This window comes from Rappaport israeli, assembly GCF_001888055.1.
In the GTDB taxonomy this organism is placed as follows: Bacteria; Pseudomonadota; Gammaproteobacteria; order Cardiobacteriales; family Cardiobacteriaceae; genus Rappaport; species Rappaport israeli.
Map to the genome: position 1 here is coordinate 42,624 of NZ_LXHZ01000005.1, position 17,547 is coordinate 60,170.

18 protein-coding genes and 3 pseudogenes are annotated in these 17,547 nt (G+C 41.6%); 18 read left to right on the forward strand and 3 right to left on the reverse strand.

The features are described from left to right. The 3 genes and pseudogenes from serC to xth form a co-directional block, all read right to left on the reverse strand. Entirely contained in the window at positions 1–774 is a 774-nt protein-coding gene (serC, locus tag A5N84_RS01895; RefSeq protein WP_233119849.1) for a 3-phosphoserine/phosphohydroxythreonine transaminase, read from the reverse strand. Then, the gene (locus A5N84_RS11345; protein ID WP_233119850.1) at positions 756–917 is read right to left on the reverse strand and encodes a hypothetical protein; all 162 of its coding nucleotides are present in this window, start codon (positions 915–917) and stop codon (positions 756–758) included. The genes serC and A5N84_RS11345 overlap by 19 nt, the downstream gene beginning before the upstream one ends. Positions 918–1,136: 219 nt before the next feature. Then, positions 1,137–1,909: pseudogene (gene xth, locus A5N84_RS01900) on the reverse strand (exodeoxyribonuclease III). Between the two features lie 45 nt (positions 1,910–1,954). Here xth and A5N84_RS10175 point away from each other — a divergent pair. The 18 genes and pseudogenes from A5N84_RS10175 to A5N84_RS01985 all read left to right on the forward strand — a co-directional run. After that, positions 1,955–2,116, forward strand: a complete 162-nt coding sequence (locus A5N84_RS10175; protein ID WP_158008613.1) for a hypothetical protein — start codon at positions 1,955–1,957, stop codon at positions 2,114–2,116. 12 nt (positions 2,117–2,128) lie between these two features. Beyond that, positions 2,129–2,755 (forward strand): RsmE family RNA methyltransferase, encoded by a 627-nt coding sequence (locus tag A5N84_RS01905; RefSeq protein WP_072281062.1) that lies wholly within the window; start codon positions 2,129–2,131, stop codon positions 2,753–2,755. Next, on the forward strand, positions 2,742–3,071 hold the full coding sequence (locus tag A5N84_RS01910; RefSeq protein WP_072281063.1) for a hypothetical protein: 330 nt from the start codon (positions 2,742–2,744) through the stop codon (positions 3,069–3,071). The genes A5N84_RS01905 and A5N84_RS01910 overlap by 14 nt, the downstream gene beginning before the upstream one ends. Continuing rightward, complete coding sequence (locus tag A5N84_RS01915; protein WP_143324783.1) at positions 3,068–3,349, forward strand: hypothetical protein; 282 nt, start codon at positions 3,068–3,070, stop codon at positions 3,347–3,349. Before A5N84_RS01910 ends, A5N84_RS01915 begins: the two co-directional genes overlap by 4 nt. Continuing rightward, on the forward strand, positions 3,346–4,518 hold the full coding sequence (locus A5N84_RS01920) for a sensor histidine kinase (RefSeq protein WP_072281065.1): 1,173 nt from the start codon (positions 3,346–3,348) through the stop codon (positions 4,516–4,518). The genes A5N84_RS01915 and A5N84_RS01920 overlap by 4 nt, the downstream gene beginning before the upstream one ends. Positions 4,519–4,568: 50 nt before the next feature. Next, on the forward strand, positions 4,569–5,960 hold the full coding sequence (locus tag A5N84_RS01925; RefSeq protein ID WP_072281066.1) for a sigma-54-dependent transcriptional regulator: 1,392 nt from the start codon (positions 4,569–4,571) through the stop codon (positions 5,958–5,960). Then, positions 5,960–6,973 (forward strand): UDP-N-acetylmuramate dehydrogenase, encoded by a 1,014-nt coding sequence (gene murB, locus A5N84_RS01930; protein WP_072281067.1) that lies wholly within the window; start codon positions 5,960–5,962, stop codon positions 6,971–6,973. Before A5N84_RS01925 ends, murB begins: the two co-directional genes overlap by 1 nt. Then, positions 6,960–7,616: an HAD family hydrolase gene (locus A5N84_RS01935; protein ID WP_072281068.1), complete on the forward strand. Its 657-nt coding sequence runs from the start codon at positions 6,960–6,962 to the stop codon at positions 7,614–7,616. Before murB ends, A5N84_RS01935 begins: the two co-directional genes overlap by 14 nt. Continuing rightward, positions 7,613–7,966: a gamma-butyrobetaine hydroxylase-like domain-containing protein gene (locus A5N84_RS01940; protein ID WP_072281069.1), complete on the forward strand. Its 354-nt coding sequence runs from the start codon at positions 7,613–7,615 to the stop codon at positions 7,964–7,966. Before A5N84_RS01935 ends, A5N84_RS01940 begins: the two co-directional genes overlap by 4 nt. Further along, positions 7,963–8,727 carry a bifunctional demethylmenaquinone methyltransferase/2-methoxy-6-polyprenyl-1,4-benzoquinol methylase UbiE gene (gene ubiE, locus A5N84_RS01945; protein WP_072281070.1) on the forward strand — a complete coding sequence of 255 codons (765 nt, stop codon included), beginning with the start codon at positions 7,963–7,965 and terminating at the stop codon, positions 8,725–8,727. Before A5N84_RS01940 ends, ubiE begins: the two co-directional genes overlap by 4 nt. A gap of 1 nt (position 8,728) precedes the next feature. Beyond that, positions 8,729–9,328, forward strand: coding sequence for a ubiquinone biosynthesis accessory factor UbiJ (locus tag A5N84_RS01950; RefSeq protein ID WP_072281071.1), 600 nt, complete (start codon positions 8,729–8,731; stop codon positions 9,326–9,328). Then, a pseudogene (locus A5N84_RS09380) lies at positions 9,328–10,472 on the forward strand (AarF/UbiB family protein). Before A5N84_RS01950 ends, A5N84_RS09380 begins: the two are co-directional and overlap by 1 nt. Beyond that, positions 10,364–10,960 carry a protein kinase family protein gene (locus tag A5N84_RS11350; RefSeq protein WP_233119855.1) on the forward strand — a complete coding sequence of 199 codons (597 nt, stop codon included), beginning with the start codon at positions 10,364–10,366 and terminating at the stop codon, positions 10,958–10,960. The pseudogene A5N84_RS09380 and the gene A5N84_RS11350 overlap by 109 nt, the downstream one beginning before the upstream one ends. Before the next feature lie 226 nt (positions 10,961–11,186). After that, complete coding sequence (locus A5N84_RS01965) at positions 11,187–11,483, forward strand: RNA recognition motif domain-containing protein (protein ID WP_072281074.1); 297 nt, start codon at positions 11,187–11,189, stop codon at positions 11,481–11,483. Between the two features lie 286 nt (positions 11,484–11,769). Further along, positions 11,770–13,893, forward strand: a complete 2,124-nt coding sequence (locus tag A5N84_RS01970; RefSeq protein ID WP_072281075.1) for a type I secretion system permease/ATPase — start codon at positions 11,770–11,772, stop codon at positions 13,891–13,893. 6 nt (positions 13,894–13,899) lie between these two features. After that, positions 13,900–15,316 (forward strand): annotated as a pseudogene (locus tag A5N84_RS13215) (HlyD family type I secretion periplasmic adaptor subunit). Next, positions 15,313–16,716 (forward strand): TolC family protein, encoded by a 1,404-nt coding sequence (locus tag A5N84_RS01980; protein WP_072281076.1) that lies wholly within the window; start codon positions 15,313–15,315, stop codon positions 16,714–16,716. The pseudogene A5N84_RS13215 and the gene A5N84_RS01980 overlap by 4 nt, the downstream one beginning before the upstream one ends. Before the next feature lie 137 nt (positions 16,717–16,853). Continuing rightward, positions 16,854–17,547 (forward strand): hypothetical protein (locus tag A5N84_RS01985; protein ID WP_143324784.1); only part of this gene is annotated, 694 nt, incomplete at its 3' end.

Consider the following 17,547-nt stretch of genomic DNA (forward strand, 5'->3'; position numbering starts at 1 on the left):
TTATCCGTGTTGTTTGGCAAAGTGGTGCATGAATTCAATGAGGCGGTGGACGCTGTCTAGGCTTAGGGCGTTGTAGAGGCTGGCGCGAATGCCTCCCACAATGCGATGTCCTTTGAGTCCGCTAAGTCCTTGGGTTTCGGCGGTTTGCCAAAATTGGGTGTCTAGGGTTTCGCTTGGGGTGCGAAAGATAACGTTCATGTGGGAGCGGTATTGAGGCGCAATGGGGTTGGTGTAAAAGTCGCTTTGGTCTATGGCGCTATAAAGGAGTTGGGCGCGTTGTTGGGCAAGCTGTTGAAAATGAGTGATGCCACCTTGTTGTTGCATCCATTTTAGGCTGAGGTTTAGGAGATAGATTTGCCATGTGGGGGGGGTGTTGTAGAGGGAGTCGTGGTCGGCGTGGGTTTTGTAGTTGAAGTATTTGGGGAGGTCGGGGCGCTCTTGTAGGAGTGTTTTGCGGATAAAAATGAGTGTGAGTCCTGCAGGAGCGAGGTTTTTTTGCACGCCACCATAGACGAGGTCGCATTTTTCCCATGCAATGGGGCGGGCGTAGTAGTCGGAGGAGGCGTCGATAACGAGTGGATGGGGGGTGTCGGGATAGTGGTGATATTGGATGCCGTCGATGGTTTCGTTGCTGGTGATGTGGAGGTAGCGGGTGTTTTCGGGGTAGAGGAGTTCGCTATGGTTAGGGAGGGTGGTGTGCTGGGTGGATTGTCCATTCCAGATTTCAACGATAGGGGCGATGCGTTGTCCTTCTTCTAGGCTTTGTTTGCCCATACGCCACTGTTGATGAGTGCGCCAACTTGATTGCTACCAGGGGGGAGGAGGTTTAGTGCGCTCATGGCAAATTGTTGGCTGGCACCGCCTGTAAGGAGTAGGGGGATGAAGCTGGCGGGGGGCGTTGATAAGCGTTTGCGCAAGCTCTAGGGTTTGGTAGTGGAGGGGTTCAAATAATTTGGAGCGGTGGGAGATTTCCATAAGCGACATGCCGCTGTTTTGAAAGTTTAGCAGTTCGGCTTGGGCTTGTTGTAATACAGGGAGGGGAAGGGTGCAGGGTCCGGCGCAGAAGTTGTCGATACGGTTGGAAAATTGGGTCATGGTGATGCCTTTTGGGGTTGTTGAGGGGGTATTATAGCGATTTATAGAGTTTGTGGCGGGGTGATTTTGACGTAGGCTGGGGCGTGGTCTGAGGGGCGTTCCCAGCGTCTTGGGTCGATTTCGATGTCGCTGGCGGTGATGTTTAGGTTGTTGCTACAGAGGGTGAGGTCGATGCGTAGTCCGTTATTGCGTTGTAGTCCGCCTTTACGATAATCCCACCAGCTGAAGGTTTGGGTGGTGGGGTGTTGTTGGCGGTAGGCGTCGGTAAAGCCGAGGGCTAGAAGGTTTTGTAGGGCTTGACGTTCGGGAGCAGAGCAGAGGATTTTGTCTTGCCAAGCTTTGGGGTCGTGGACGTCTATGTCTTGAGGGGCGATGTTGAAATCCCCTAGGATGACGAGGTGGCGGTAGTGTTGTTGTTGGTTTTCGATGTAGTGTTGTAGGGCGGTGAGCCATTGTAGTTTGTAATGATACTTTTCATCGCCAACGGCTTTTCCATTGGGGACGTAGAGGTTGATGATGCGGACGTTGTTGATGGTAGCGGCGATGGCGCGTGCTTGGGGGTCGTTATGGTTGGGGAATCCACGCTGGATGTCGGTTAGGGGGTGGCGACTAATGAGGCAACGCCATTGTAGGTTTTTTGTCCGTAGGTGGCGATATGATAGCCAGCGTCTATGAAGGCTTGGCTGTTAACGGCTTCATCGGTTTGTTTGAGTTCTTGTAGTCCTAGGATGTCGGGGGCGTAGTTGTTTAGATATTGTAGGACTTGGGGGTGGCGGACGTTGAGTGAATTGACGTTCCAGCTGGTGATTTTCATAAGGGGTGGTGTTCCGTGTGTGAAATTGGCTGAAAAGTATAGTCAATGTGTGGGAAAATCGCTACTTTGGCGCATGGAGCGCTGTTTTTTGTTTTGGAGGATGTTGTGCGGAAAATTCGCTTATATGTGGATGAGGGGTTGTCAGTGGGGGCAGATGTGGTGCTTGAGGGCAGGTGTTGCGGTATGTGGATAAGGTGTTGCGCTTGAAAAGGGGCTGAGGTGGTGTTGTTTAATGGGGATGGATTTGATTATGTGGGGGTGTTGGAGGCGGTGTCGCGCGCTCAGGCGGTGGTGAGGATAGGGGAGCAGGTGGCGTTGGAGAATGAGTTGGCGGTGCCTGTGGTGCTTTATGCCGCTCTTTTAAAAGGCGATACGATGGATAAAGTGGTGCAAAAGGCGGTGGAGTTGGGGGTATGTCGTTTGGTGCCTGTGATGGCGTCGCGCTGTGAGGTGGTGCTTAAGGGGGCGCGTTTGGATTCTAAGCTGGCGCATTGGCAGGGGGTGGCGGTTGCAAGCGCGCAGCAATGTGGTCGTGCTAGGTTGATGGCGATAACGCCACCTGTTGAGTTCTCTCAAGGGGTTGAGATGGCGTCTGGGTTGCGTTGGATTTTCTCTCCGTATGAGGTTGATGAGGCATTAGATGAGGGGGTGCGGGTGGAAGAGGTGTCGTTGTTGGTGGGGGCTGAAGGGGGATGGACGCCAGAGGAGGTGGCGTTTGCTAGAGATAGAGGCTGGCGGGCGCAGAAGTTGGGAAAAAGGATTTTACGGGCAGATACGGCGTCGGTGGCGGCGGTGTTGCGTGCGCAATTTGTTTTGGGTGAGGAGGCTGGTGATGATTCAACCTAAGCCACGTCCGTTGCCATTTTTGCCTTTGCATGATCCGTCGTTGGTGCGTGAGTTTGCAGCGCAGGAGATTGATGTTTATCGCGCTAAGCTGTTAAGGAATATTAATTTTGTACGTTTAGCTTTTACGCTGTTGCTGTCTTTTTCTTTTTTTATGTTGGATAGCGATTTTGCGTTGTCCCCTGAATTGTTGCGTATACAGGAACTTGAGTTCACTTTGTCGTTGTTTTTTTGGTTTTTGTTGGCGGTGTATGTAAGTTTTTTGTTGGCAAGTAATGCTTGGTTGCGTCATTGGGGGGGCGCGCTGGATTGTTTGTGAGTGTTGCGGTGGTGGAGTCCATTTTATTATCGCTTTTGGTGGGGATGTTGTTTGAGCAGGCTGTGGTTAATGTGGGGGTGGTGATTATTTTATGCTCGCTGTTGCTGTCGGTGCTGACGTTGACTTTTTATGAGAGTGTGGTGACTGGGGTGGCTTTGGGGGGGATGTTGTTTGTGTATTATTTGCTGGTGTTGGTGTTGCCTCAGGTGGGGGTGCGGGTATTGGAAGAGCAGTCTCAATGGCAGCGGTTTAGGGAGATTTTGGCGATATTCGCTTGAATTTTAATGGGTTGATTGAGCCGATTTTGTTTAGCGTGTTGTTGGCTGTTTTGGTCATTGGGGTTGGATTTTTAGCCAGTCAGGCGCGGGATAATAAAATTCTTTCAGAGTTGAATTATTTTTATAATAAACAACTTAGACAATTAAATGATTCGATTATTGAGGATATCCAAAGCGGGTTGTTGGTGGTTAATCGTGCTGGGGTGGTGATTACGCTTAATCAGCAGGCGCGGAAGATTTTTAATATTGCAGCAGAGGCTGTACCCCCTAGGGAGTTGGTGTTGTTTTCTGAGGCGTTGGCAAAGCGGTTTGCGCGTTGGATTCATTTGCAATTTAGCAATGTGCGGACGATTGATTTGCCAAAGGGGCAATATAGTGTGAGTTTTAATACCTTGCATCAACATCGAGAGACGGAATTGACGCTTATTACGTTAGAGGGGATTGAGGAAAGTATGGAGCGGGTGCGTGAGACGCGTTTGGCTTCGCTAGGACGGTTGACGGCAAGTATTGCGCATGAAATTCGTAATCCTCTGGCATCGGTGCAAAGTGCGGCGGATATTTTGATGGAATCTAGTGAGGATAAGCAGGTGAATTTTCTAGCCGAGAAAATTATTAATAATGCTAAGCGGATGAATGTGATTATTAGCGATATTTTGAATTTATTTCAAAGCGCTTCACGCAATAAGCGGTTGATTCATTTAAATACGTTTATAAAAACTATTGTTTCTCAGGCGAGCTCTGATGCGTTGACAAAGGCGGCGGTTGTGCGGATGCATTTGGATAAAACACAGCAATATTCAGTATATTTTGATGAGGGGCATTTAAGCCAGATTTTAAATAATTTTATTATGAATTCCATTCGCTATGCTGGGGTTGAACAGGTGGAAATTGATATTACAACTCAGGTTAGTGAGGTGGGGCGCTTGATTTATTTGGATGTGGCGGATAATGGGAAGGGGGTGGCAGAAGAAGACCGCGATTTGATTTTTGAGCCATTTTTTTCCAAACATAATAGGGGAACGGGGTTGGGGCTTTATTTAGTGCGTGAGATGTGTTTGGCTAATCAGGCACAAATTATATATGTGCCAAGAAAAACAGGCGCTTGTTTTAGAATCATTGTGGAACGTTTTATTGCGCAAGAGGCGCAAAAAACGCTTAATTTTAGTTAAAGTGTTACACTATTAGGCATTAGTAGAACTTAACTTTAAATGAGGATGCTATGGCAAATGCTTTGATTGTTGATGATGAAAAAGATATTTGTGAGTTAATTGAAATAGCATTAGCAGGTCAGGGTGTGGTCTGTGATGCGGTTTATAGCGTGAAATCAGCGATTCAAAAGTTAAAAACCAACCGTTATGATTTTGTGATTTGTGATGTGCGCTTGCCTGATGGAGATGGGTTGGATTTGTTGGCGCATGTGCAAAAGCATTATGCCAATACGCCTGTTTGTGTGATTACAGCGCATGGCAATATGGATATGGCAATTCGCGCATTAAAGCTTGGGGCATTTGATTTTATTAATAAACCTTTTGAGTTAAAGCAGCTGCGGACGGTGGCAAAGCAGGCAATGCAGCAGAAAAATGGACGAGCACTAAAGGCGCGCGAATCTCAGGAGGTAAAAGCAGGCGTTAAAGGTGCTAATGCTAAACAAATGACGCTCATTGGGCAGACGGCTTCGATGGAGCGCGTGCGAAATATGATTGCTAAGGTGGCGCTGTCGCAAGCACCTGTATTTATTAATGGTGAATCAGGAACGGGGAAGGAGATTGTGGCGCGCTCTATTCATGAGCAGAGTGCAAGAGCGCAAGCCCCTTTTGTGGCGATTAATTGTGGCGCCATTCCTGAAAATTTGGTGGAAAGTGAGTTTTTTGGCTATAAAAAAGGCGCTTTTACAAGCGCCAATCAAGACCAAGATGGCTTGTTTGTTGCCGCTAATGGGGGGACGTTGTTTTTAGATGAGGTGGCGGATTTGCCGTTATCAATGCAGGTGAAGTTGTTGCGTGCTATTCAAGAGCGTGCGGTGCGTCCAATTGGGGGAGACCGTGAGGAGGCGGTGGATGTTCGGATTATTTCCGCAACGCATCATAATTTAGAAAAAAAGGTGAGCGCAGGAGAATTCCGTGAGGATTTGTATTATCGCTTGAATGTGATTGGCTTATTTATTCCGCCTTTACGAGAGCGAGGAGAGGATATTGTATTGCTGGCACAACATTTATTGGCGCGCTTGGCTAGCGAGTCTGGGTATCGTGCAGTGGAATTGACTCAAGAGGCAATCAATAAGCTTCAACATTATGATTTTCCCGGAAATGTTCGTGAATTGGAAAATATTTTAGAGCGCGCACTAACTTTTATTGAAGGGGACAGGATTGATGCTGATGATATTGTGTTGACGCAATCATTACAGCAAAAATCTTTGGGCGAAGAGGGGTTGTCCTTAGAAGGAGAGGAAAAAATTCCTGATGATTTAGAAGAGTATATGCACGATATGGAAAAACAGTTGCTGCTGAAAGCTTTAGAAGATTGTGGGCAAAATAAAACTAAAGCAGCGGAGATGTTGGGAATTAGTTTTCGTGCGATGCGTTATAAATTGAAAAAGTTTGGAATTGATTGATGCAAGTATTTCATGAGGTGGAATTAAAGGATTGGCATACGCTGGCTGGGCAGGCAGTGGCGCGTGAGTTGATGATTATTGAAGCGCAAGAGGAATTACAGGCGCTCAATGCAGGGGATGTGGTGATTGGCTCTGGTAGTAATGTGGTGTTTTTACCATGGGTGGAGGAGCGTTTGGTGAGGTTGAATTTGTTTGGGGTGTCGGTGGTGGATGAAAATAAAGCGTATGTGTGGGTTCGCGCGATGGCGGGGGAGAATTGGCATGCGTTTGTGCAGGAAATGGTCGTACGTGGTTTGGGTGGGGTGGAAAATTTAGCGCTAATTCCAGGGACGGTGGGTGCTGCGCCAGTGCAAAATATCGGCGCTTATGGGGTTGAGGTTTGTGAGGTGATTGCGCAGGTGGAGGCGTATGACCGCTGGAAAAGAGAGTGGGTCTGTCTGCAAGCCTCAGAGTGTGGGTTTGTTTATCGTGGGAGTTTTTTTAAATCGCGCTGGTTGACGCGTTATGTGATTGTGGCGGTGGTGTTTGTGTTGCGTAAAAATCCTATTTTGCGCTTGGATTATGCAGAACTTGCGCAGTATCCTATGCCACTTAATTCGATTGAGGCGGTTTTTTTCGCGGTGGTGGCAATTCGTCAGAATAAACTGCCAGACCCTAAGATTTTGCCAAATGCAGGGAGTTTTTTTCATAATCCTGTGGTAGATAGGGCGGTTTTGTTGCACTTAGAGGAAAGTTATAGCGATGTGCCAAGATATGTTGTTGATGACAATCGTGTTAAAATCCCCGCCGCTTGGCTTATTGAACGTTGTGGGTTTAAGGGCTATCGTGAGGGGAATGTGGGGATTTATGCACATCATGCGTTGGTTTTGATTAATTATGAGGGTGGAGGAGATGAGATTTATGCATTTGCGCAAAAAATTATTGCAGGCGTTCAGGCGCGTTTTGGCATTACGTTGACAATTGAACCAAGGCTGATTGGGCAGAATAAGGAGCGTTTTGATGGCACAGATTGAGGCGGTGGCTTTTGATAAGGATGGTGTGATTTTTGATTCTGAGCGGATTTATCATCAGGCGCTTCTAGCAACATTGGCGCAACATGATTTGATGTTTTCTTTAGAGTTTTTGGCCCAGTTTCAAGGCATGTCAATGCCAAAAGTCATTGCGATTTTAAAAGAGGCAGTTCAAGATAAGGTGAGTCCTGAAATGTTTGTAAAACAATGGATTAAAGCCTGTGAGCGGTCATTTCAAGAAGAAAAATTAACCTTTATTTCTGGAATAGAATCAGTAATTGAAACACTCTATGACCAAGGCTATCCCTTAGCATTGGTAACGGCGGATTCGCAAGAGGGTGTGTTGCGTGATTTTTCTTCAACGCGCCCTGATTTGTTGGCGTATTTTCGCGTGATTATTACCCTAGATGATGTAAATGAAGCTAAGCCTAATCCCGAAGCTTATGAGCGCGCAATGGCTCTTTTAGGGGTGGCGCCTGAGTCTTTACTAGTGCTTGAAGATTCTGATGTAGGAGGTGAGGCGGCTTGTGCCGCACAGGCAAAAGTTTTGTTATATCGTCCCGATGGTAGAGCATCAGATGAGCTTACACAGCGAGTAACCGCGGTTATTCGTCATCCTAAATTTTTATTGGATTATCTTTTATGAGTCAACCGCTGATTCCTCAGGAAATTTCTTTAAATAAACAAGGGGATACGCTAACAGTTGTTTTTGAACAAATGCGTTATCCGCTTTCGGCAGAGTATTTGCGCGTGTGTTCACCTTCGGCAGAGGTGCGGGCGCATGGCGGACAGTGGAATATTTTGGCGGGTAAGGAGGATGTAACCATTAAGCAGATTGTTCCTATTGGCAATTATGCGGTGCGTTTGGTCTTTAGCGATGGGCATGATAGTGGATTGTATTCGTGGGATATTTTGCATGATTTAGCGCAAAATCACCGTCATTATTGGATGCGCTATCTCACTGAATTAAAAAATAAACAACAGGATAAATTATGAAAGAGCAAACGCATTTTGGCTATCAGAAAGTCGCAATGGAGGAGAAAACCGAGCGAGTGGGTGAGGTTTTTGATTCTGTAGCAAAAAAATATGATGTGATGAATGATGTGATGTCTTTGGGGGTGCATCGTCTATGGAAAGATTGGTATGTATGGCAAACTGAGGTTAAAAGCGGTGAGGCGGTGCTCGACCTTGCCGCTGGTACGGGCGATATTAGCTTACGATTGGCTAAAAAAATGCGCGCTGCAGAGGTTGGCGGTGATGTGGTTGGCAAATTGGTTGTGAGCGATATTAATGCCTCAATGCTAAATATAGGGCGTGAGCGCTTGATTAATAAGGGATATTTGCAAAATCTAGAGTTTGTGTTAGCCAATGCTGAAGTCTTGCCATTTGCTGATGAGAGTTTTGATTTGATTACTATGGCATTTGGACTTCGCAATGTAACCAATCAGCAACAAGCGCTGAATGAAATGGCACGGGTATTAAAAAAAGGGGGGCGGTTGTTGGTGTTGGAATTTTCTAAGACGCAATCTCCCGTATTTACAAAGGTTTATGATTGGTATTCTTTTACTTTCTTGCCCAAAATGGGTGAGTTAATCGCTAAAGATAGCGATAGTTATCAATATTTGGCGGAGTCAATTCGGATGCATCCAGATCAAGAAACCCTCAAAACAATGTTTGCACAGGCAGGGTTGAGCGCATGTGAATATCAGAATTTATCCAATGGTATTGTTGCTATTCATAAAGGCGTGAAGGTTTGAGATGTTAGAGAAATTTTTAAATGAAACACTGATACAAACGGTGCTAAATCAAGCGCTGCAGCTTGACCCCCAAGCAGCAGAAAAGTTGCAACCTCTAAATGGTAAGCGCGTTAGTATTGAGCTTAATTTACGGGATAAGCCTTGGGTTTTCTTAATTGATAATGCGCGGCTTAAAATTGAGATAGAAACTACCGCAATGTGTGATGTGAAACTAAAAGGGAGTTTAAGCGCATTTTTACAACTTTTTAGTGAGCGTAAACAAGCTAATAGTGAGGATAGGTTGTATATTGAAGGCGATTTATACGCTGCACAACAATTTCAACAAGTGATGAGTACATTAAAGCCGAATTTTAGTTATGCACTAGAGCAGCGCTTCGGCGAGAAATTAGGCGGGATTTTATACAATGCCTTATTGGAAACTCAAGCATTGGGCAATCAAGCACAACAGCAAATTAAGCAACAATTGCAGGCTTATTTTGCAGATGAGACGCACGGATTTTTACAACGCCGAGAATTCTCAACATATCAAAAACAATTGGCACAACTTCGCGCAACGCTTGATAAGCTTGAAGCGCAAATTAATACTTTGGAAAACATTTAATGTTGGTTTCTATTGCTCGTTTATATCGTATTTTCTCCGTAGCCATTTATTATCATTTGGATCACTATTTGCCAAATCAAGGGAGTTTTCGCATTATCCGTTGGTTAGCATACTTACATCCAGCGCATTATCGACGTGATAAAACTGAGCGGACACTAGGCGCGCGCTTGCGCTTATCATTAGAGCGTTTAGGGCCTGTTTTTGTCAAACTTGGGCAAACACTGTCTACACGCCCAGATTTATTGCCCGTTGATATTGTGATAGAGCTGAGTAAGTTACAAGATAAAGTACCGCCTTTTTCACTAGAGCAAGCCAATGCAATTATTGAGCAAAGCTTAAATCAGCCAGTTGAAGCACTCTTTCGCAAGTTTGCGCCAGAAGCGATGGCGTCTGCCTCAGTAGCGCAAGTACATGCAGCAACTTTACATAGCGGGGAAGAGGTAATAGTAAAAGTATTGCGACCTAATGTAGAAAAAATTGCCGCACAAGATATTGCAGTGATGTATATAATAGCAAAATTGGTTGCAAAAACGCGTGATGGTAAACGTCTTCGCCCTGTGGAAGTTGTGAGCGAATTTGAGCAAAGTTTTGAAAAAGAACTGGATTTAATGTATGAAGCTGCTAATGCAAGCCAATTAAAAGCGAATTTTTCAGGCTCTGAATTGTTGTATGTGCCAGATGTTTATTGGCAATATTGCCGTAAAAATATCCTAGTACAAGAGCGCATTTTTGCAGAAAATATCGCCAATTTGGACACGCTAAAGGCAGCAGGTACAAATATGAAATTATTGGGTGAGCGTGGCGTGGAAATATTTTTCACCCAAGTATTTAGAGATAGTTTTTTCATGCAGATATGCATCCAGGTAATATTTTTGTTGATATTAGCAATCCAAACGATCCTAAATATTGTGCGGTTGATTTTGGCATTATGGGTTCTCTTACCCCCGAAGACCAACATTATTTAGCAGAAAATTTTCTTGCTTTTTTAATCGCGATTATCGACGTGTGGCAGAACTGCATATTGAATCAGGTTGGGTGCCAAGTGATACGCGCATTACTGACTTTGAAGCAGCCATCCGCAAAGTATCTGAACCAATTTTTGGTAAACCTATCAAAGATATCTCTTTTGGCGCTTTTTTATTAACGCTATTTCAAACCGCTAGACGCTTTAATATGGAAGTACAACCGCAATTGGTATTGTTGCAAAAAACATTTTTTAATGTTGAAGGTTTAGGCAGGCGCTTATATCCAGAGCTAGATTTATGGAAGACAGCAAAACCTGTATTAGAAGATTGGATGAAACAACAGGTTGGGCCTAAGGCAGGATTAAAAAAATTACGCGAAAATGCGCATGACTATTCTATTTTGCTACCTAAAATTCCAATTTTAACTTCGGAATTGCTCAATTATTTAGTAGAAGAACGGCGCGCTAAAGCAAATAATACAATCAAAAAAACCAAGCATAATAATTCAGATAAATATATAAATGTTTCATCAATTTCTGGGGCAATGCTATTAATTGCAGCAAGCTTCTTTGCGTATTTGCCAGAAAGTGAATATGGAGTTAAGTGGTGGTGTGTTATAGGATTGGGTATTTGTGGATTGTGGCAACTCCTATTATCCAAGCGCTAAATCAATTAAAAATATGGCATTGCGCTTAATGCAATAGAAAAATAAAGTTTTATTTTATATTTTTTTGTGAAATCAAATGGTTATTTTTAAAAAATTGCTTTGCCTTTGTGGGGTAATTCCATTATACTACTTCGCGAGAACTTACCTTAGGTAAGTCGCTATCAATACTTTTTGCGTTACGGTATTGCTAGTATTTGAGATTAACGCATTTTTTAGGGTTTTAGGAATGACAAATATTTATGTCGGTAATTTATCTTACCAATCAACAGACAGCGATTTGCGTGAGCTATTTTCAGCTTATGGCGAAGTACGAAATGCCAGCATCATCAAAGAGCGCGACAGTGGCCGCTCAAAAGGTTTTGGCTTTGTTGAAATGCCTGATGCTGAAGCTGCCAAGAAAGCTATTGAAGAAATCAATGGCAAAGATGTTGGCGGTCGTAACCTTCGCGTAAATGAAGCACGCCCTCGTGAAGACAATCCACGTCGTGAACGTTCATCTTTTGGACGTGATAATCGTTGGTAAGTCGTTATCGATTTTAAGCGTAAAAAACGGGCAATAGCCCGTTTTTTTGTATCTAGCTTATTTCAAAGTAAAAACTCGTTATTGTTAATAATTTTATCCAGTGAAATATGATTAGATTATATCTCTTATGATTAATTTATTAGTCTTATAAAGATTTTTCCATAAAATGGATCATAATTTATTCATTAGAATTAATATTCTGTTTAGGTTAGTTATATATTGACTAATCTGTAATTTTTCTGTAAGAATAAGTATTATTTTATAGATTTAATTTCCATCTAAATTTATGCTTAATTCCTCATCTAATCAGTCGTCTACTGCACTTAATGCTTTAATAATTATGGCGCATTATCATGGAATTGCGGTCAATAGCGCAGATGTTTTACATCAGTTTTCTGAAGATGGACATGATTTATCACAAATGCAGTGGCTATTGGCGGCAAAGTCTTTAGGATTAAAAGTGCGCGTAATTTCGGCTAAATTGGCACGTTTACCTTTATTAGCATTGCCTGCTGTGATTTGGCGTGAGGATGGGCGGCATTTTATTCTTGCAAGGATTGATGGTGAACAATATCTGATTCAAGATTTGATACTTGGAAAATCTAAGATATTAAATAAGGCTGAGTTTATAGCTGAATTTTCAGGGCGGTTGATTTTAGTAGCTTCTAGGGCTTCAGTTTTAGGCTCTTTAGCTAAATTTGATTTTACTTGGTTTATTCCTGCAGTTATTAAATATCGTCGCATCTTATTAGAAGTTTTGGCGGTATCAGTGGTGGTGCAGTTATTTGCTTTAATTACGCCTTTATTTTTTCAGGTGGTGATGGATAAAGTATTGGTGCATCGGGGATTTAGTACGCTTAATGTTATTGTTGTTGCATTTATTATTGTGACTTTATTTGAGGTCATATTAAATGGTTTACGCTCTTATATTTTTGCGCATACGACTTCACGAATTGATGTTGAACTTGGGGCGCGCTTATTTCGTCATTTATTGCGGTTGCCGATAGGATATTTTGAATCTCGACGTGTGGGAGATACTGTAGCGCGGGTGCGAGAGCTTGAGCAAATACGTAATTTTTTAACAGGACAAGCGCTTACTTCTATTTTAGATTTAGTATTTTCGATTATTTTTATTGCGGTAATGTGGTTTTATAGTGCTTGGCTGACTATGGTTGTGGTTATTTCTTTGCCTTTATATGCATTGTGGTCTGCAATTATTAGTCCAATGTTGCGGGTTAGGTTAAATGATAAATTTGCGCGTTATGCGGATAATCAATCTTTCTTAGTTGAGTCTGTAACGGCATTAGCTACAATTAAATCAATGGCTGTAGAACCACAAATGACCCGTCGCTGGGATAAGCAGTTAGCAGGCTATGTACAAACAAGTTTTCGCGTAACCAAATTAGCGACTATTGGTCAACAAGGAATTGCGTTAATCCAAAAAGGGGTAACGATTGCAACACTATATTTTGGTGCAAAATTGGTTATTGAGGGCAAAATGACGGTTGGTCAATTAGTTGCTTTTAATATGTTAGCAGGTCAGGTGGCAGCGCCTGTTATTCGTTTGGCGCAATTATGGCAAGATTTTCAGCAAGTTGGCATTTCTGTAGCGCGCTTGGGAGATATTCTGAATACACCAACTGAATATTCTAGTGCGCGTCTTAATTTACCGCCTATTCGTGGGGAGATTACATTTGAGGCGGTGGGATTTCGATATCGTCCTGATGGGCAATTGATTTTATCGGATTTTTCTTTACAAATTGCTGCAGGTGAGGTTGTGGGAATTGTTGGGCGCTCTGGCTCAGGGAAAAGCACGTTAACTAAATTAGTACAAAGGCTTTATGTGCCAGAGCAAGGAAGAATATTGATTGATGGCAATGATTTGGCACTGGCAGACCCTGCATGGTTGCGGCGCCAGATTGGCGTAGTGTTGCAAGACAATGTTTTAATGAATGCAAGTGTGCGCGACAATATCGCTTTAAGCGATTCTTCTATGGATTTAGAGCGAATTATTGCAGCAGCAAAGCTAGCAGGTGCACATGAATTTATTATGGCGCTTCCTGAGGGTTACGATACGATTGTAGGGGAACAAGGAGGGGGACTTTCAGGTGGACAACGCCAAAGAGTCGCTATTGCACGAGCTTTAGTTGTTAATCCACGTATTTTGATTTTAGATGAAGCAAGCAGTGCGCTAGATTATGAATCTGAATTCGCCATTATGAAAAATATGGCGGCAATTTGTCAAAATCGTACAGTATTAATTATCGCACATCGACTTTCTACAGTGCGCCACGTACATCGTATTATCGCAATGGATAAAGGTAAGATTATTGAAATGGGTCGGCATGATGAATTGTTGGCTCATAAAGAGGGGTATTATCATTATTTATATCAGCTACAAAATCGTTAGATGACTATTCATAAGCAGGCATTTATAGATTTAATAAAACGCTATATCGCTACTTGGCGTAGTGTTTGGCAAGTAAGACATGAGCTAGACCCGCCTAAAAGGAAAAAGGATGAATATGAGTTTTTGCCTGCCCATTTAGAATTAACAGAATCACCAGTTTCTGCAGCGCCTAAGTGGGTGGCGCGCTTAATTATATTGTTTATGTTTTTAGCGATTATTTGGGCATGGTTTGGTCAATTAGATATTGTGGCAGTTGCGCAAGGTAAAACAGAACCTAATGGGCAAAGCAAGGTTATTCAATCCCTAGAAACCGCGGAAGTTAAGGAAATTAATGTACAAGATGGCAAGGTGGTAAAACAAGGCGAGCATTTGATTATTTTAAGCGCTTTGGGAAGTGATAGTGATGTAAATCAAGTTGAAAACGCGCGACAAACCGCTCAATTGGCTAAATGGCGGTATGAAGCATTATTACAAGCACTAGAAACTCGACAACCTCCGCTATTATCTCCAGAATTACCCATTGCAGATTCTCAACGTTTGAGCGAACAAATATTACTGAATAATCAATATCAGGCTTGGCTGGCACAAGACCAACAGATTCGCGCGCGTATTCGCCAAAATGAAGCAGAAGCGGAAGTTATACGCAGTGAAATAAGCAAATTAAAAGAGCTGGGTAATATAGAAAATCGTAAAACAGAAGATTTAGCCAAATTAGCGCAACAAAAGTTTATCGCCGAACACGTTTACTTAGAGCAAAAAAGCAAATCTCTTGCCAATCAGAATGACCAAAAAAGCAAACAAAAAACAGCTTATGCAAATAATGGCAGCTATTGATGAGGCAAAAGAAAGTCAGCGAGTTAATACAGAAATGCTACGGCGCGATACTTCCGATGCGCTTCATAAAGCAGAAGAGCAATTGCGTGGATTATCTATTGAGCTACTCAAAGCCAAACAACGACAAGCTTTAATGACCCTAAAAGCCCCTGTAAGTGGAACTGTACAACAATTAGCGGTTCATACATTAGGAGGCGTAGTTACAGCAGCGCAGCCATTGATGGTTATTGTGCCAGATAATTTCCAGTTGGTTGTAAAAGTTCGCATTCTTAATAAAGATATTGGCTTTGTTCATACTGGACAGCAAGCAGTTATTAAAATAGAGGCTTTTCCATATACACGTTATGGCTATCTAACAGGGAGTGTTCAAAGTATTAGTTATGATGCTATAGAAGATGAGCAGCTAGGTTTAGTATATGCCGCGACAATAACTCTAGATAGTGATACGCTCACTATTGAAGGACAAAAAGTTAAGCTTGGCGCTGGAATGAATATCACAGCCGAAATAAAAACAGGAAAGCGACGAGTGATAGATTATCTTTTAAGCCCATTACAAAAAACAATTGATGAGAGCATGAAACAAAGATGAAATACTTGTTTTTAGCCAAAAAAAGATTTGGACAAAAATTAAAAATAATTCCCTTATCCCTTTTAATAACAGCATGCACTCAAAATCCTACAGAAAATATATTATTTTCAGATTATTTAATTGCAGAAGATATAGGAGAAGAAATCATCTCTTTTGAAAATTTAATAGCTCAAAAGAAAACAGCAAAATCATCTGAAAATATTTCATTAATTGACGCTTGGCAAGCTGCTAAAGCTCATGCTGCTATCTATCAAGTCGCACAATATGCGCAACTTGCAGCGCAAGAATCGCAACAGCAAGCCAAGGCACATTTATTACCACAATTATCTATCAATGCTCATTACACCAACCGCGCACAACATCATGATGAAAGTCATCAAAGCTATGGTATTAATCTTCAAATCGCACAACCAATCTATGAGCCATCACGCTGGCGGAAATACCAAGCAGAAAAAATCACAGCCCAATTAGGGGATACACAATTAATACAACAAAAAGATGCGCTATTACTTGAAGTTGTAAAATCCTATTTTGAAGTCCTCATTTCCCAAGAAAAACTATCCACAATTGCCAAGGAAAAAGAAACATACCAAGCAGAAATTGCACAAGCAGAAGAAAAATTCAAATTAGGACAAGCAACAGTTTTAGAGATATTAGATGCAAAATCTCATTATGATGCTGCTGTGAGTCGTGAAATTAGCATCCAAACTGAATTAATTACTGCTCAAAATACCTTAGAAGATTATACAGGGGTATCTATTAATCATTTAATTCCTGTTGATAATCTTGATTTGTCCATACTAAAAGAAATCATAACAGAAGAATATTTGCTCAAAAAAGCCCTTGTAAATAACGCTACTTTAAAGCACAAAACACTAGAACTTAAAAAAGCCATAGCAGATAAGAAAATTACTGAAAGTGAATATCATCCTAAACTATCTTTAACTGTTGGATATCAAAATGATTATAATGATACTCAATTTAATAATAAAAAACAAAACAACTCTCATAAAGGTAGCTATATTGGATTGCAATTCTATCTTCCAATAGATAGTAATAATGAAATTCATAGCAAAGTTCGTCAGCAAAATGCCTATATTCAACAGAAAGAAGCAGAGTACCGTGTAGAAAAAGGAAAAATAACCTTAGAAATAAAACAGCATATTGCATTATTAAAAGGATATCAAGCACAAATAGAAGCACAAAAACAGCTATATTTAACCAATTTAGAAAAAGTAAAAGCAGCAAAACTGGGGAATCAATATGGAATGAGCCATACTTTAGAAATTTACCAAGCTGAAAAAGATTTATCAGAATCTAAAACTAATTTATTAAAATATAATTACCAGTATTTATTAACAATAATTAGATTGCTACAATTAAGCGGGAACATAAATTGATAAAATAAGCTGTGATTACCTCATTATTTGCACAAGAATTATTTTAATACGTTGATTTTGTTGGGTATAAATACCCTTATTAAGATTAATAAAGTGTTATACTAGGGGATAAATATTTAATACTTGTCTGGATTGCTATGCATAACCTCAGCGAAGAGCAGCTCACTAAGCTCTATAAACAATATCAAAAAGCTGATGAACGACGTGAGGAAATTCGTCAAAAAAATGAACTTCTTTTTGAAGCAATACGCAACAAAACTGAGGAGGTTTCTGAAAAATTACCCATAGTGTGGTTGATTCTTTTCATACCGCATTGCATGATTTGCGCTTTAATTTTTCTTTTTGACGATGTGCAGGCAGTAAATCAAGCAATTTATAATACGCTCACCGCTGTTTATATTCCGATGTATAGAGCAACGGGCTGGAATCTTAATTATATTTCTGGATTTACATTTAATTTGATTTGGGCTTATCTTTATTTTAAAAAAGCAAAAGAGGCAAATCTTTTATTTTTGAATAATGTACAGCTCGCATTTACAGGATTTTTTGGTTTCTTTAAACGTCTTGGTGTAAGGCTATTTATGCTATTTTTGCTAGGTATTTCTATTACAGTTACCTATGTTTCACCAATGCCGCCACACAGTCCCAAATGTGGCTCACATTCTTTGTGTGCTTTAGAAACAGAAGACCAGTTTTATGTTAGCGTATTTGTTTCATATATTTCTTTTATGACACTGTTTTTTTTAATAATTTTATTTGTAACGGCTCTTATGGGTTCACAAAAACGAAGAGATTTGTTTATCAGTTCCATGAAGGTTGAAAACTTAAACG